Genomic DNA, 14,334 nt, shown 5'->3' with positions numbered 1-14,334 from the left:
TAGTGGACTGCATATGTCATCACGCCGCTTCGGCAGCCAGTCTTTAGTGCGCCTGTTAGGCCACTGGCAGCAACCCTCCTCACGCACCCCGCTCTGGCGACAGCTGGCTGATGCGTTACGTCTGCTCATTCTTGACGGCAGGCTGGCGCTCAATACGCGTCTGCCGGGGGAGCGCGAACTGGCGACCTCGCTTAACGTCAGCCGGACAACCATCAGCAGCGCGCTGGCGCATCTGCGGGAAGAAGGCTACCTGGAAAGCCGCCACGGCAGCGGCTCGCGCGCGATCCTGCCGGACACCCGCGCCGTTCCGACGCTTTCCACCGCAAGCGTCGCGCTCGATCTGTCAACGGCCGCCCTCAGCGCCGGGCCTGAACTTCACCAGGCCTACACCCATGCGCTGACGGCCATCGCCCAGCACCTGACCTTAACCGGATACGATCAGCTGGGGTTACCTGCCCTGCGCGAAGCTATCGCGGCACGTTACACCGCGCGGGGGCTACCCACCCGCGCGGATGAGGTGATGGTGGTCAACGGTGCGGTTAGCGGCTTTGCCCTGGTATTGCGCATGATGACCGGCCCCGGCGACCGCGTGGTGGTGGACCATCCGACGTACCCGCTGGCAATAGCCGCCATTCAGGGCGCGCTGTGCAGGCCGGTCGGCGTCTCGCTGCCTGAAACCGGCTGGGACACCGACGGTTTTGCCGCCACGCTTGCGCAAACCGCGCCGCGTCTGGCGTACCTGATGCCGGACTTCCATAACCCGACCGGACGCTGCATGGATAACGTAACGCGCCAGGCGATAGCCGATATTGCCGCCAAAACCCGCACTCCGCTGGTGGTGGACGAAACGATGGTCGATCTGTGGTTCGATGCCCCGCCGCCACCGCCGCTGGCCGCGTTCAACCCCGAGGCCACGGTCATTACGCTCGGTTCGGCAGGAAAAAGTTTCTGGGGAGGATTGCGGCTCGGGTGGATCCGCGCGTCGTCGCGAACAATTGCCACCCTCGTTCAGACCCGCGACACGCTGGATTTGGGCTCTCCCCTGCTGGAACAGCTGGCCACGGTGTGGCTTATCGAAAACAGCGAGACTTTTCTGCCCGCACGCCGGGCCATGCTGGCGAAACGCCGCGACCGCTGCGGCGAGCTGTTGCGTGATCATTTTCCGCAGTGGACCTTCAACGAAGCGGAGGGCGGGCTTTCCTACTGGGTTGAGTTGCCCGGTATGCTGGCAACACAGCTTGCCGCCCGGGCGGAGGCGCTGGGCATTAATCTGGGAACAGGTACGCGATTCGGGCTTTCAGGGGCCTTCGACCGCTATCTTCGTATGCCCTTTTCACTCGATTCGGCGGAGCTTGAGCAGGCGCTGCTGAGAATTAAGCCGCTGTGGCTGGCGCTAAACGGCACCACGCCGCCCGTGAAGCAAAGCCCGGTATAATTGATTAAGCGAAGCGGATAATAAAAACTGCTGACTGTCATGCAACAGTCAGCAGTTTTCACAGGTCAGGATTTAGTGCTGAGGAGGAATAGGGAAACCTTTCAGTGAAATAACGAAACTTTCACCTTCTTTCTTTATTTTTGCGCCGGTGTCGCACCAGTCAGACGCAATACGAAAGAACTCATCACTTTCCACATTCCAGCCAAGACGAACATGTTTTACATAGCCTGAACGCAACAGATCGCAGGCCTCTTTGTAGTCACTGGCAGTCGACGGTTGTTGTTTCATTTTCTCTTCTTCAGAAGTTTACGTAGAGCTTTGATTTCTTTAGGAGTAAAAGGAGAAACGCTCTCTTCTTCCGTATGCTGATTATCAATATCCTCTTCCGATACTCCCGCCTCTTCTACCGCTTCGAATGCCAGCAGTAGCAGTTTCTCTGTGGTCACGCTCAGGTTCTCATTATTCACTTCGGCATAGTGGCGAAGTCTTTCTTTTAGCGCTTCATCAATTTTAACGTTTAATACCGCAGTAGCCATAATGGTTACATCCCTTCGCAATAAGTTATTTATTTAATACACGAAGTTGTAAGTCTTATCCAGATATATATTTTTTGCTTATGACAGAAAAAAGACACCCGATAATAAAATGCCAGTCTATTATTACAGGTTTATGACAATATTATTTCAGGAGAATGAAAGATATATTACACGGAGAAATATAGACTTAATAATTGTGGGGATTAATTTCGTTTCCAGGGTCAACGCGACAGGGAGGAAAGAGTGAGAATGTCTGGAGAGCAGAAATGGGTGGGGGCCCTGCCAGCTACATCCCGGCACACACGTCGTCTGCCCTGGCTGCTTCCTTCCGGACCTGACCTGGTGAACAGAGTAGCGTTGCGGGAGAACCAACAGAGCCCCCATTGAGAGCGTTGATAACCAACGCGCTGGCGCATTATCCCCATGCAGCACCCTAATTGCAAGCCGCCCGCAACTGGATGGTGGTTTATTGCGCAAACTTCCCTTTAATATCAGGTATTATCTCCTTTTCAGGCCTCTGAACGCCAGAATCGCAATTCCGACAGGAGCAGTAATGGACGAACACGACTCTTTCCCGCAGCGCGTGTGGCAGATTGTGGCCTCCATCCCGGAGGGGTTTGTCACCACCTATGGCGATGTCGCCAGGCTGGCGGGATCACCGCGTGCGGCGCGACAGGTAGGCGGCGTGCTTAAACGCCTGCCGGAAGGCAGCACGCTTCCGTGGCACCGGGTAGTGAACCGCCACGGCGCCATCTCGCTAACGGGGCCGGATTTACAGCGTCAGCGTCAGGCGCTGCTCGCAGAAGGGGTACAGGTGTCAGGAAAAGGGCAGATTGATATACAGAAATATCGCTGGCGCTATTAGCGCCCTCTCCCGAAAGAGAGGGCGAACGGCCGATTAAAGCTGAGTCGGAGGGTTTGTTGGCATCGCGGGCTGATTTGCCTGCGGCGCGACCGGCACGGCGGTCTGCTGGACAGGCACCAGCGTCAGGTCGGCTTTGGTGCCGCCTTTGTTGATCACTTCCTGAACCGTATCGGTGATAAAGACCAGCTTATCGTTGATCGTCACCGCAGCACTCAGAAGGATACGCGCGTTAGGCTGAACCTCTGACGGGTTAAACGGCAGCACGAAGCTGAACGGCGCCTGTTTACCCTCGGTACGTACCGCACGCTGCGCCAGCACCTTAGACGGGGCATCGGCCATAGACGCGTCGGAAAGCGTAACCGTCAGGACGGCATCAGGCGGTAAAGCCACTTTCTGACGGATCCATACCGTACCAGAAACATTCGGCTGCTTAATGGTTTGCTGCGAAAGTGTACTTACTCCACCCGGGGTAGCGGTTGGAACGGCTACATCGGCGCTCTTATCGGCACAGGCTGACAGCGCAACCGCCATCGCAATACCACTTAGCATAGGCACGAGTTTCATTGAAGTCTCCTTATCATCAATGCACCAGCGGGATCGATCCCATCCGATGTCGTTTACATTCACATAACGTTTTTAAGTGTGGCACAAATCACTGATTAATGCCTAATTTTGACCAGATATTCAGACTAATCTACCCATCGGACCACTTAGATTTCTGCGTTATACTCAGCGTATCTTTCGCCACGGCGTTATATTGAGGACAATTATGAGTCAAGCACTGAACAATTTGCTGACGTTACTGAACCTGGAAAAAATTGAGGAAGGGCTCTATTGCGGTCAGAGCGAAGATTTAGGTTTACGCCAGGTCTTCGGGGGGCAAGTGGTTGGCCAGGCGCTGTACGCCGCAAAGGAAACCGTCCCGACGGACCGTCTGGTGCACTCCTTTCACAGCTACTTCCTGCGCCCGGGCGATAGCGCAAAACCCATTGTTTATGATGTTGAAGTCCTGCGTGATGGCAACAGTTTTAGCGCCCGCCGCGTGGCGGCGATCCAGCACGGCAAGCCGATCTTCTACATGACCGCCTCATTCCAGGCACCCGAACCGGGCTACGAGCATCAGAAGACCATGCCGCCAGCGCCTGCACCGGATGATTTGAAATCTGAGACGGACATCGCCCGCTCGCTGGCGCACCTGCTGCCGCCTCAGGCGAAAGAGAAGTTTCTCTGCGATAAGCCGCTCGAGATCCGCCCCGTCGAATTCCATAACCCGATGAAGGGCCACGTCGCCGAGCCAAAACGCCAGGTATGGATCCGCGCCAACGGCAGTGTGCCGGAAGATTTCCGCGTGCATCAGTATTTGCTGGGCTATGCCTCTGATTTTAATTTCCTGCCAGTCGCGTTGCAGCCGCACGGTGTTGGCTTCCTGGAAAAAGGGATGCAGGTAGCAACCATTGACCACTCCATGTGGTTCCATCGTCCGTTCGACATGAACGACTGGCTGCTTTACAGCGTGGAGAGTACGTCGGCATCCAGCGCCCGCGGGTTTGTGCGGGGCGAGTTCTATACCCAGGATGGCGTGCTGGTGGCCTCAACGGTGCAGGAAGGGGTAATGCGTAATCGCGGTTGACGTAAAAAAGCCGGGTGGCGGCTTCGCCTGACCCGGCCTACAAAAGCACAATCACAGGCCCGGTAAGCGCAGCGCCACCAGGCAATGGACTCTGGTTACGCGTTATAGGCGTTCTCGCCGTGGCTGTTGACGTCCAGCCCTTCGCGCTCCTGCTCTTCCGGTACGCGCAGGCCCACGGTCATGTCCGCCAGCTTGTAGCCGATAAAGGCCACTACGCCAGACCACACCACGGTGATGGCAATACTTTCCAGCTGGACCAGCACCTGATGCATCATGGTCACGCCTTCCGCGTAGCCCACGCCACCGAGCGACGTTGAGGCGAAGATACCCGTCATGATACAGCCGATAATGCCGCAGACGCCGTGCACACCAAACACGTCGCAAGGATCGTCCACGCGCAGTACGCGCTTCAGGGCCGTGACGCCCCAAAGACCGGCCAGACCCGCCACGATGCCGATCAGCAGCGCGCCGCCAACGCCCACGTACCCACAGGCCGGGGTAATACCAACCAGACCGGCAATCGCACCTGAACAGGCACCCAGCAGGGAAGGTTTACCGCGCACCGCCCACTCACCAAACACCCAGGAGAGGATTGCGCCCGCGGTAGCCACCACGGTGTTCACAAAGGCCAGCGCCGCGATTTCGTTAGCCGCACTTGCTGAACCGGCGTTGAAGCCGAACCAGCCAAAATAGAGAATTGCCGTACCGGTAAACACCATCGGCAGGTTATGCGGCTTGAATGCTTCTTTGCCAAAGCCCACACGTTTGCCGATCAGGTATGCGCCGACCAGGCCCGCCACCGCAGCGTTAATGTGCACAACGGTACCGCCCGCAAAGTCCAGCGCGCCGTGGGAGGCCAGCAGACCGCCGCCCCAGACCATGTGCGCAATTGGCACGTAGGAGAGCGTCAGCCAGACCACCACAAAAATCAGCACCGCCGAGAAACGAATGCGCTCGGCCAGCGCGCCGACAATCAGCCCGACGGTGATACAGGCGAACGATCCCTGGAAAGCGACGTGAATATACTGGTAGAAGCTGCCCATTAAGGCGGTCAGCTCGATATTTTTCAGCATCGCCCAGTTGAAGTTACCAAAGAAGGCGTTGCCTTCCCCGAAGGCCAGCGAGTAGCCGTACACTACCCACAGCACGCAGACCAGCGCGAACGTCACGGCCACCTGCGTCAGCATAGAGAGGACGTTTTTGCCGCGGATCAGGCCGCCGTAAAACAGCGCAATGCCCGGGATAGTCATGAACAGCACCAGCGCGGTGCAGATCATCATAAAGGCATTATCCGCTTTGTCTGCCACAGCAGGGGCAGCCATGGCGAGGCCCGGCAGCAGCGCCAGCGACCCCAGACCCGTTTTAATCGTTGCTATCTTCATTTTCTCGATCCCTATCACTGTATGCAGGCGTTAATTAAAGAGCCGCTTCGTCGTTTTCGCCGGTACGGATGCGAATGACGCGCTCCAGTTCAGCAACAAAAATTTTGCCGTCGCCAATTTTGCCGGTATAGGCAGCTTTGCTAATAATATCAATCACTTCATCAAGCTGATCGTCTGCGATTGCGACATCAATCTTCACTTTTGGCAGGAAGTTAACGCTGTACTCCGCGCCGCGATAAAGCTCGGCATGCCCTTTCTGACGCCCAAAGCCTTTCACTTCGGTGACCGTCAGCCCCTGAATACCCATGGAAGACAGGGCTTCACGCACGTCCTCAAGTTTGAATGGTTTAATAATCACCGTAACGAGCTTCATAAATCCCCTCCAGTCAGAATTCGGTATTGGCCGTAGCTGCACGAAGAGGCTATTGCAAGCGGTATGCCAGAATTGAAAAAGCGAGAAAAAAGCGGCGCGGTGAACGCAGGACGGGGATTGTCATTTAACAGGTGAAAAAAAACGCACCATGGCAGTGCACGGTGCGTTTCATTTTTGCACCAACGGATATGCCCGTCGGCGCAATGCCTGATTATGGTGCATCAGGCGTTCAGGGACGCTTCCTCACGGGTGCTGGCGGCCAGCTCTTCACCGGCCAGCTGCAGCTGATACATCTGCCAGTAGCGCCCTTTCGCTTCGAGCAGCTCTCTGTGCGTGCCGCGCTCCACAACCTGTCCACGGTGCAGCACCAGAATAATGTCAGCATCCACAATCGTTGAAAGACGGTGGGCGATCGCCACCAGCGTCGTACGATCGCGTACGGCCGCCAGCGCCTGCTGGATCGCCTGTTCGGTGCCGGAATCAATGCTCGCCGTGGCTTCATCCAGAATCAGCACCTGCGGCGTGTCGATTAACACCCGCGCCAGCGCCAGAAGCTGCTTTTGCCCAACGGACAGATTGTTGCCCTGCTCGCCCAGTTTGGTGTTGATCCCGTCGCTAAACCCCCGCGCCAGGTCTGCCAGCTGCACCTTTTCCAGCACGTCCCAGACCTGTTCCTGAGTAAAGGGCCGGCCGAGCGTCACGTTGGCGAAGAAGGTATCGGCCAGCACGACCGGATCCTGCTGCACCATTGCGACGCCCTTACGCAGCGTGTTGTGACTTAATGATGCGAGAGGACGCCCGTCGAGACGAATTTCTCCCTGCGTTAAGGGGTAGTAGCCCATCAGCAGGCTGGCAAGCGTGCTTTTGCCGCTGCCGGTATGCCCCACTAAGGCCACAAAGCCGCGCGACGGGATATCCAGGGTGATGTCCTGCAGCACCAGCCGGTCATCGCGATAGGCAAAGGAGACGTTATCAAAGGCAATGCTGCCGCTTTGCAGCGGGCGGTCATCATCACCGTAGGTCTGACGCGGTCTGTCCATCAGTTCAAAAACGCGTTCCCCGGCGACGACCGCCTGCTGGAGCATCGACTGCTGCGTGGTCAGCTCAATCAGCGGTTCGTTGAGGCGGCCAAGGTAGCTGATAAAGGCGTACAGCACCCCAACCTCAATGGTCCCCTGGGTTGTCAGGCCAAACAGCATCAGCAGACCACACAGCACCAGCGCCGAGAATAGGCTCAGCAGCGGGCGTAACAGAAAACCGTCGAGGCGCAGCGTCTGCATTCTCGCCATATAGTGCGAACGGCTGGCTTCCCCCATCCGCTCGCCAAAGCGCGCCTGCTGGCGGAACTGCTGAATAACGCTCATGCCGTTGATCACTTCGTTAAAGCCATCGTTGATGTCCGCCAGATAGGCGCGCACCCGGCGAACAATAGGCGTGCTGTAACGCTGGTAGATAACCATCACCGTCAGGACGGCCGGGAAGATGGTTATCGCCACCAGCGCCATCCGCCAGTCGAGGCTAAACATCGCCACCAGCATCGCGCCAATCAGCGCCGCGCTTCGCAAGACGGTTGCGACCACGGTGACGTAAAGATCGCGGATCACCTCGGTATCGTTAGTCACGCGCGAGATCACCTGCCCGACCGGCTGGGTATCAAATTCGCTTAGCGGCTGGCGCAGCGCCGCGTCCATAACATCCGTACGCAGCTGCTGCACGACGCCAACGGCCGCGCGGTTAAACAGCAGCGACTGGGCATAGTGCAGCCCGGCCGCCGTTAACTGAAGCCCGATATAGGCCACGCCCAGTCCCGCCACCAGCCCCAGCGGCAGGTCGCGTTTCGCCACCATATTATCGATGAAGTAGCTGATGAGTAGCGGACCGCTCACTTCGGCAATGGCCGCAATCCACAACAGCCCCACGGCAATGGACAGCGGTTTTCGCCACGGCGAACCGTAGGCCAGCAGGCGTTTTAGCGTCGGCCACTGGGCGGTAAATTTACGCATCAGACGCCTCCTTTTCCGGTTCCGGCGCATCGTCCAGCGCCGCCTCAAGCTGCTGATAGCGGTACATATCGCGATACCAGCCGGGCGATTCAACCAGCTGCTCGTGCTGCCCGCGCTGAGCAATGTGCCCGTGCTGCAGCACCAGAATTTCACTGGCCTCCGTCAGCGCCGACAAACGGTGCGCGCTGATGATCACCGTGCGTCCTTCCCCCCACTCGCGCAGGTTGTGCAGGATCTGATGTTCGGTTCGGCCATCAACGGCGGAGAGAGCATCATCAAGGATCAGGATCTCCGCGTTCAGGAGCAGCGCGCGGGCAATGGAGATACGTTGTTTTTGCCCGCCAGACAGCATAACGCCACGCTCGCCCACTTCCGTTTCGTAACCCTGCGGCAGGCGCAGAATATCCTCGTGAACGCTGGCTAAGCGCGCCACATGCTCAATGTCTTCCTGCGTCGCCGAAGGGCAGCCGAGGGCGATGTTATTGGCGATGGTGTCAGAGAATAAAAACGGCGTCTGGCTGACCACCGCCAGGCGACTGCGCCACTCGTCCAGCAGCAGGTTACTCAGCGGAAGAGAGTGGAAACGAATGTCCCCCTTTGTCACATCGAAATGGCGCTGGAGCAGCGACAGAAGCGTGCTTTTGCCGGACCCGGTCGGGCCGCAAATCCCCAGCATCTGACCCGGCTCAAGCGTAAAGGTGACGTTCTCAAGCACCGGATGTTCCGTCTGCGGATAGCGAAACTCGCGGATGTCCGCCTGCACGATGCCACGCCCCTGCGGAACCGCTTCGCTGCCGTCATTGACGACCGGCGCTTCAGCCAGCATGGCGCGGATACGGCTATAGGCCGCGCTGCCACGCTCCACGATGTTAAACATCCATGCCAGAGCCAGCATCGGCCAGATCATCAGCCCCAGATACATGGCAAAGCTGGTGAGTTGCCCGAGGGTCATCGTTCCCTGCACCACCATCCAGCTGCCGCCGCCAATGGCCAGCAGGTTCGCCATGCCGATCGCGATATAAATTGTGGGATCAAACCGGGCGTCAATCCGCGCCACGCGCATGTTTTTCGCCCCGGTATCGGCGGCATCGGCGGCAAACAGGGCTGACTGACGGTCTTCCAGACCAAAGGCTTTGATCATCCTGATGCTGGTCATGCTCTCCTGCGTGCGGTCGTTCAGGGAGGAAAACGCCGCCTGCGCCAGCTTGAAGCGCTCATGCAGCTTTTCGCCGTAGCGGTTGATGGCGAGCGCCATCAGCGGCATCGGCAGTAGCGCAAGCAGGGTGAGCTGCCAGCTTATCTGGGTCGACATGACGATCAGAACCGCGCAGCCCATCACCAGGGAATCGACCAGGGTCAACACCCCTTCCCCGGCGGCGAAGACCACGCGGTCGACGTCGTTGGTCGCGCGGGCAATCAGATCGCCGGTGCGATGGCGCAGGTAAAATTCAGGATGCTGGCGGCTCAGTTGGCGGTAAAAATCTTCGCGCAGCTCAACGGCCAGCTGATAGGACGCCCCGAACAGCAGCACGCGCCACACGTAGCGCAGCAGGTAGACAATAACCGCGGTCAGCACCAGCGTCCCCACCCACATCATCACCCGTGCGGCGGTGTAATGCTGCTCGGTCACGCCGTCCACGACGTATCCCACCACTTTCGGCGGGAGCAATTGCAGAATGGCAATAATAATAAGCAGGCAGACTGCACCGAGGTAGCGTTGCCACTCCCGACGAAAGTACCAGCTCAATTGGGCAAATAATCGCACGCGGTTTGTTCCTGAAGGTATTGTATGAAGTTATTCAATAGGTAACGCTGTGGTGTATTTAATCTGTTCCATCGCGAAGCTGGAGGTGACGTCCGACAAGCCCGGCACGCTGTTGACCAGCCGCTTGTAGAAGTCGTCATAACGTTTCATGTCGGCCACCTGAACGCGCATAAGGTAATCGTACTCACCGGCCATGCGCCAGAAACCGAGCACCTCAGGCATATCTGAAACCTGGTTAACGAAACGGCAATACCATTCACTACTGTGATGCTGCGTTTTTATCAGGACAAAGGCGGTCAGCCCCAGCCCCAGTTTTTCGGGATCCAGTAGCGCCACGCGTCCCAGCAGGACGCCGTCATCTTCCAGCTTTTTCAGGCGCTTCCAGCAGGGTGTGGTGGTCAGATTAACGGCATCTGCCAGCGCCTGCAAAGAGAGGGTGCAGTCGTTTTGCAGCAGGCAAAGCAGCTTGCGGTCAATTTTATCTAGCATACCCACCTCACAGAGAAAATTTTTCTCCTTACATTCTATTTTAAAGGCCAGATAGCAACAATTTTTTCTGTGCTTTTCGCTATGCTGGGCACAAAATGACAAACGGATAAATACGATGAATAGCAACTGGGTTAAACATGCCATCAGCGAAATCAATGCCGACTACCAGCGTTCGGCTGATACCCATCTGATCCGCCTTTCGCTGCCCGGCTTTGCGGGCATTCAGCTCTATCTGAAAGATGAAAGCACCCATCCTACCGGTAGCCTGAAGCACCGCCTGGCGCGTTCGCTATTTTTATACGGGTTATGTAACGGCTGGATTAAAGAAGGCACCACCATCATTGAATCCTCATCCGGTTCAACGGCGGTTTCAGAGGCCTATTTTGCCCGCCTGCTTGGCCTGCCGTTTATCGCCGTGATGCCCTCATGCACCGCCAAACGCAAAATCGAGCAGATCGAATTTTACGGCGGTCGCTGCCACTTTGTGGAAAGCGCCTGCGAAATCTACGCCGCATCGGAGATGCTGGCCCGCGAGCTGAACGGCCATTACATGGATCAGTTCACCTTTGCCGAGCGTGCGACCGACTGGCGGGGCAATAACAATATTGCCGACAGTATTTTCCGCCAGATGGCCCACGAGCCTCATCCGGTACCCTCCTGGGTTGTGATGAGCGCAGGCACCGGCGGCACCTCGGCGACAATCGGACGCTATATCCGCTGTCAGGGCTACGATACGCAGCTGATGGTGGTTGACCCGCAAAACTCGGTGTTCCTCGACTACTGGCAGAGCCGTGATGCCGGGCTGCGCAGCCCGGTGGGGAGCAAAATTGAGGGGATTGGTCGCCCGCGCGTAGAGCCGTCGTTTATTCCTGACGTGGTGGACGAGATGCTCCGCGTACCGGATGCGGCCAGCGTGGCGACGGCCCACTGGCTGGAGACACAGCTTGGCCGTAAGGTCGGTGCCTCCACCGGGACCAACATGTGGGGCGCGCTACAGCTGGCGGTGCGCATGCGCGAGGCCGGGAAAACAGGCTCTATCGTGACGCTGCTGTGCGACAGCGGTGAGCGCTATCTGGATACCTATTACAACACCGGGTGGGTGCAGGCCAATATCGGTGACATTGCGCCATGGAAAGCGCAAATTGCCGGGATGCTGAAATAAAAAAAAGCCAGACCGTAGTCTGGCTTGCTGGAAGGGTCTCACTATTCGGGGGAATACGGGAGGTTGTTGTTGTCCAGCCAATGAGTCAAAAAATGGGACACGGCTTCGTTACGGCAGTGTCCGATAACCGGCAGATGAGGTAGCTCAGCAATCAGCTGCGGCATCGCGTTCCCCATAATCACACCGCGACCGACGCTGCCCAGCATCTCGCGGTCGTTCATGGCGTCGCCGAACGCCATACAATCCTGCATCGTTAAGCCCAGGTGGTCGCTCAGCACCGCCAGGGCCGAACCTTTGTTACAGCCCACCGGCAGCACTTCCAGACAGTCCACCGCCGAGAAGGTCAAATGCGCGCGGTTCCCTAACGCTTCGTTAAGCTGCACGCGCAGGCGGCGGAGATCGTCGTGATCGCCGCAGAAACAGATCTTGGTCACCGCATGCGCGGGGAGGCGGCGCAGATCGACGATCTGATAGCTGAACCCGCTATAAACGTGAGCGTGCAGCAGATCGGGGATCGCCTGTCCGGTAAACCAGCCGTTATCATTGAAGACATGTACGCTGGCCTGGGTATCCCAGGTACTGTGCAGCACAATGTCCGCCACTTCCGGGTTGAGATCCTGACGGTGCAGCACATCGCCTTCGACGGAGTGGATCCGCGTCCCGTTACCGGTTATCAAAAACGCGTCCAGGGAAAACGCGCCCATCAGATGGCGCATCTCCAGCACATGACGACCGGTGGCAAATGTCAGAGTGATATCACGCTCGTGCAGACGCTTCAGCGTGTTCAGGGTGATTTCCCCTAAACGGTGATCCGGCATTAACAAGGTGCCGTCCATATCGAATGCTGCGAGCCGAGCCATGAGTACTCCTGAAAAAAGATGCAATTAACTTGTGCATCAGTATTGCGTGAGATATACGGAAGTAATAGTGAATAGATGATAATTATTGTTCCGGGTTTCGTATGCGCCTGCTTAACCGTCTCAATCAGTATCAACGCCTGTGGCAGCCCTCCGGTGGTGCGCCACAGCAGGTCACCGTCAACGAGCTTGCTGGCCGCTGTTTTTGCAGCGAGCGGCACGTGCGTACGCTGCTGCGCCAGGCGCAGGAGGCGGGCTGGCTAAGGTGGCGTGCGCAGTCCGGCCGCGGCAAGCGCGGTGAACTGACGTTCCACGTCACCCCGGAGTCCCTGCGTAATACGATGATGGAAGAGGCGCTGAAAAGCGGGCAGCAGCATAATGCGCTCGAACTGGCGCAGCTTGCGCCTGAGGATTTGCGCGCCCTGCTGCATCCGTTTATGGGTGGCCTTTGGCAGAACGATACGCCCGTGTTGCGCATCCCCTACTACCGCTCACTGGACCCGCTAACGCCCGGCTTTTTGCCCGGCCGGGCGGAGCAGCATCTGGCAAGCCAGGTCTTTTGTGGATTAACCCGCTTTCACGACAGCAGCAATGAACCGGCGGGCGATCTGGCGCACCACTGGGAGGTCTCTCCCGACGGGCTGCGCTGGCATTTTTATATCCGCTCCACGCTACACTGGCACAACGGCGATAAAGTCGACACCGCCCAGTTGCAGCAAAGCCTGCTGGGGCTGCTGGCCATGCCCGCCCTGCAAAAGCTGTTTCAGAGCGTTTTGCGCGTTGAAGTGACGCATCCTCAGTGCCTGACGTTTATGCTGCATCGCCCGGATTACTGGCTGGCGCACCGGCTGGCAACCTACTGCAGCCGGCTTGCGCACCCTGACCAGCCGATGACGGGCTGCGGTCCGTTCAGGCTTACCTTGTATGATGCGGAGCTGGTCCGTCTTGAAAGCCATGAGCAGTACCACTTGAGCCACCCGCTGCTGAAAGCGATCGAGTTCTGGATCACCCCGCAGCTTTTCGATTCCGGGCTGGGAACAAGCTGCCGTCACCCGGTTCAAATCGCCATTGGCGAGCCGGACGAGCTGGCCAGCCTGCGGCTGGTGAGTAACAGCACCAGCCTCGGCTTTTGCTATCTCACGCTTAAACAGGGCGGCCGTCTCAGCGAACGCCAGGCGAAACGGCTGGTCAACATCATCCACCTTTCCACGCTCCTGCACACCCTTCCGCTGGACGAGGGGTTAATCACCCCTACAGAGGAGTTGCTTCCCGGGTGGCACATTCCCGAGTGGCCGGACCTCACCGACGTGCCGCTGCCGCAAACGCTGACGCTGGTTTACCATCTTCCCGTTGAGCTACACACCATGGCGAACCAGTTGAAAGCGTATCTTTCCCGGCAAGGCTGTGAGCTGACCCTGATTTTTCATGACGCCAAAAACTGGGATGGATGCCCGGCCCTGGCGCAGGCCGACATCATGATGGGCGATCGTTTGATTGGCGAAGCGCCGGAATATACGCTCGAACAGTGGTTACGCTGCGACCCGCTGTGGCCGCATCTGTTAAGCGCGCCGCAGTATTCGCACCTGCAGGCGACGCTGGACGCGGTGCAAACGCAGGTGGATGAGCAGGCACGGCACGCCGGGCTTAAAGCGATATTCAGCCAGCTGATGGAAAATGCGGTGCTGACGCCGCTGTTTAACTATCAGTACCGGATCAGCGCCCCGCCGGGCGTCAACGGGATACGTTTGAATACCCGGGGCTGGTTTGACTTCACCGAAGCCTGGCTTCCGGCTCTCAAATCGTGAAGGGGCTGGTCGCCGCCAGAGCCAGGCGGTAA

Annotated in this window: 14 protein-coding genes and 1 other RNA gene; 5 read left to right on the top strand and 10 right to left on the bottom strand. The window is 57.9% G+C overall.

Annotated elements, in window-relative coordinates; all coding sequences use genetic code 11:
- The first annotated feature begins 13 nt into the window (after positions 1 to 13).
- Positions 14 to 1,435, top strand: a complete 1,422-nt coding sequence (yczR, locus tag ACWKX3_RS10875) for a MocR-like transcription factor YczR (RefSeq protein WP_448891006.1) — start codon at positions 14 to 16, stop codon at positions 1,433 to 1,435.
- Between the two features lie 72 nt (positions 1,436 to 1,507).
- On the opposite strand, the gene ACWKX3_RS10870 is transcribed toward yczR, so the two are convergent.
- From ACWKX3_RS10870 to ffs, 3 genes are all read right to left on the bottom strand, one after another.
- Complete coding sequence (locus ACWKX3_RS10870; protein WP_006176927.1) at positions 1,508 to 1,723, bottom strand: hypothetical protein; 216 nt, start codon at positions 1,721 to 1,723, stop codon at positions 1,508 to 1,510.
- A complete protein-coding gene (locus ACWKX3_RS10865) occupies positions 1,720 to 1,971 on the bottom strand; it encodes a hypothetical protein (RefSeq protein ID WP_006176926.1) in 252 nt (83 codons plus the stop codon). Before ACWKX3_RS10865 ends, ACWKX3_RS10870 begins: the two co-directional genes overlap by 4 nt.
- Positions 1,972 to 2,248: 277 nt before the next feature.
- Positions 2,249 to 2,345, bottom strand: an RNA gene (gene ffs / locus ACWKX3_RS10860) — signal recognition particle sRNA small type.
- A gap of 179 nt (positions 2,346 to 2,524) precedes the next feature.
- On the opposite strand from ffs, the gene ACWKX3_RS10855 reads away from it, so the two are divergent.
- Positions 2,525 to 2,836, top strand: coding sequence for an MGMT family protein (locus tag ACWKX3_RS10855; RefSeq protein WP_006176925.1), 312 nt, complete (start codon positions 2,525 to 2,527; stop codon positions 2,834 to 2,836).
- A 33-nt stretch (positions 2,837 to 2,869) separates the two neighbouring features.
- Here the strand turns inward: ACWKX3_RS10855 and ACWKX3_RS10850 are convergent, their stop codons facing one another.
- Positions 2,870 to 3,400 carry a YbaY family lipoprotein gene (locus ACWKX3_RS10850; RefSeq protein WP_058609284.1) on the bottom strand — a complete coding sequence of 177 codons (531 nt, stop codon included), beginning with the start codon at positions 3,398 to 3,400 and terminating at the stop codon, positions 2,870 to 2,872.
- A 205-nt stretch (positions 3,401 to 3,605) separates the two neighbouring features.
- Between ACWKX3_RS10850 and tesB the strand changes: the two genes are divergently transcribed.
- Positions 3,606 to 4,466 carry an acyl-CoA thioesterase II gene (gene tesB / locus ACWKX3_RS10845; protein ID WP_454541728.1) on the top strand — a complete coding sequence of 287 codons (861 nt, stop codon included), beginning with the start codon at positions 3,606 to 3,608 and terminating at the stop codon, positions 4,464 to 4,466.
- 95 nt (positions 4,467 to 4,561) lie between these two features.
- On the opposite strand, the gene amtB is transcribed toward tesB, so the two are convergent.
- The 5 genes from amtB to ACWKX3_RS10820 form a co-directional block, all read right to left on the bottom strand.
- Entirely contained in the window at positions 4,562 to 5,848 is a 1,287-nt protein-coding gene (gene amtB, locus ACWKX3_RS10840; RefSeq protein WP_042320831.1) for an ammonium transporter AmtB, read from the bottom strand.
- Positions 5,849 to 5,882: 34 nt separating this feature from the next.
- Positions 5,883 to 6,221 (bottom strand): P-II family nitrogen regulator, encoded by a 339-nt coding sequence (gene glnK, locus ACWKX3_RS10835; protein ID WP_006176921.1) that lies wholly within the window; start codon positions 6,219 to 6,221, stop codon positions 5,883 to 5,885.
- A 221-nt stretch (positions 6,222 to 6,442) separates the two neighbouring features.
- On the bottom strand, positions 6,443 to 8,224 hold the full coding sequence (locus ACWKX3_RS10830; RefSeq protein WP_006176920.1) for a SmdB family multidrug efflux ABC transporter permease/ATP-binding protein: 1,782 nt from the start codon (positions 8,222 to 8,224) through the stop codon (positions 6,443 to 6,445).
- Entirely contained in the window at positions 8,217 to 9,989 is a 1,773-nt protein-coding gene (locus ACWKX3_RS10825) for a SmdA family multidrug ABC transporter permease/ATP-binding protein (protein ID WP_101738146.1), read from the bottom strand. The genes ACWKX3_RS10830 and ACWKX3_RS10825 overlap by 8 nt, the downstream gene beginning before the upstream one ends.
- Before the next feature lie 30 nt (positions 9,990 to 10,019).
- On the bottom strand, positions 10,020 to 10,478 hold the full coding sequence (locus ACWKX3_RS10820) for an Lrp/AsnC family transcriptional regulator (protein ID WP_006176918.1): 459 nt from the start codon (positions 10,476 to 10,478) through the stop codon (positions 10,020 to 10,022).
- Positions 10,479 to 10,593: 115 nt separating this feature from the next.
- On the opposite strand from ACWKX3_RS10820, the gene ACWKX3_RS10815 reads away from it, so the two are divergent.
- A complete protein-coding gene (locus ACWKX3_RS10815) occupies positions 10,594 to 11,640 on the top strand; it encodes a PLP-dependent cysteine synthase family protein (protein WP_088207839.1) in 1,047 nt (348 codons plus the stop codon).
- A 41-nt stretch (positions 11,641 to 11,681) separates the two neighbouring features.
- Here ACWKX3_RS10815 and cof read toward each other — a convergent pair whose 3' ends face one another.
- Positions 11,682 to 12,500 (bottom strand): HMP-PP phosphatase, encoded by an 819-nt coding sequence (gene cof, locus ACWKX3_RS10810; protein WP_088207840.1) that lies wholly within the window; start codon positions 12,498 to 12,500, stop codon positions 11,682 to 11,684.
- Positions 12,501 to 12,601: 101 nt separating this feature from the next.
- On the opposite strand from cof, the gene ACWKX3_RS10805 reads away from it, so the two are divergent.
- Positions 12,602 to 14,302, top strand: a complete 1,701-nt coding sequence (locus ACWKX3_RS10805; protein WP_454541727.1) for an SgrR family transcriptional regulator — start codon at positions 12,602 to 12,604, stop codon at positions 14,300 to 14,302.
- The last annotated feature ends 32 nt before the right edge of the window (positions 14,303 to 14,334 follow it).

The sequence above is a fragment of the Enterobacter sp. UPMP2052 genome (assembly GCF_053709675.1).
This window is presented reverse-complemented; position numbering and strand designations above follow the sequence as displayed.

Bases quoted from the DNA above. Each gene is read 5' to 3' on its own strand.
- ACWKX3_RS10870 (WP_006176927.1), bottom strand. From the start codon at position 1,723: ATGAAACAACAACCGTCGACTGCCAGTGACTACAAAGAGGCCTGCGAT.
- ACWKX3_RS10830 (WP_006176920.1), bottom strand. From the start codon at position 8,224: ATGCGTAAATTTACCGCCCAGTGGCCGACGCTAAAACGCCTGCTGGCC.
- tesB (WP_454541728.1), top strand. From the start codon at position 3,606: ATGAGTCAAGCACTGAACAATTTGCTGACGTTACTGAACCTGGAAAAA.
- cof (WP_088207840.1), bottom strand. From the start codon at position 12,500: ATGGCTCGGCTCGCAGCATTCGATATGGACGGCACCTTGTTAATGCCG.
- ACWKX3_RS10815 (WP_088207839.1), top strand. From the start codon at position 10,594: ATGAATAGCAACTGGGTTAAACATGCCATCAGCGAAATCAATGCCGAC.
- glnK (WP_006176921.1), bottom strand. From the start codon at position 6,221: ATGAAGCTCGTTACGGTGATTATTAAACCATTCAAACTTGAGGACGTG.
- yczR (WP_448891006.1), top strand. From the start codon at position 14: ATGTCATCACGCCGCTTCGGCAGCCAGTCTTTAGTGCGCCTGTTAGGC.
- ACWKX3_RS10805 (WP_454541727.1), top strand. From the start codon at position 12,602: ATGCGCCTGCTTAACCGTCTCAATCAGTATCAACGCCTGTGGCAGCCC.
- ACWKX3_RS10820 (WP_006176918.1), bottom strand. From the start codon at position 10,478: ATGCTAGATAAAATTGACCGCAAGCTGCTTTGCCTGCTGCAAAACGAC.
- ACWKX3_RS10855 (WP_006176925.1), top strand. From the start codon at position 2,525: ATGGACGAACACGACTCTTTCCCGCAGCGCGTGTGGCAGATTGTGGCC.
- ACWKX3_RS10865 (WP_006176926.1), bottom strand. From the start codon at position 1,971: ATGGCTACTGCGGTATTAAACGTTAAAATTGATGAAGCGCTAAAAGAA.
- ACWKX3_RS10850 (WP_058609284.1), bottom strand. From the start codon at position 3,400: ATGAAACTCGTGCCTATGCTAAGTGGTATTGCGATGGCGGTTGCGCTG.
- amtB (WP_042320831.1), bottom strand. From the start codon at position 5,848: ATGAAGATAGCAACGATTAAAACGGGTCTGGGGTCGCTGGCGCTGCTG.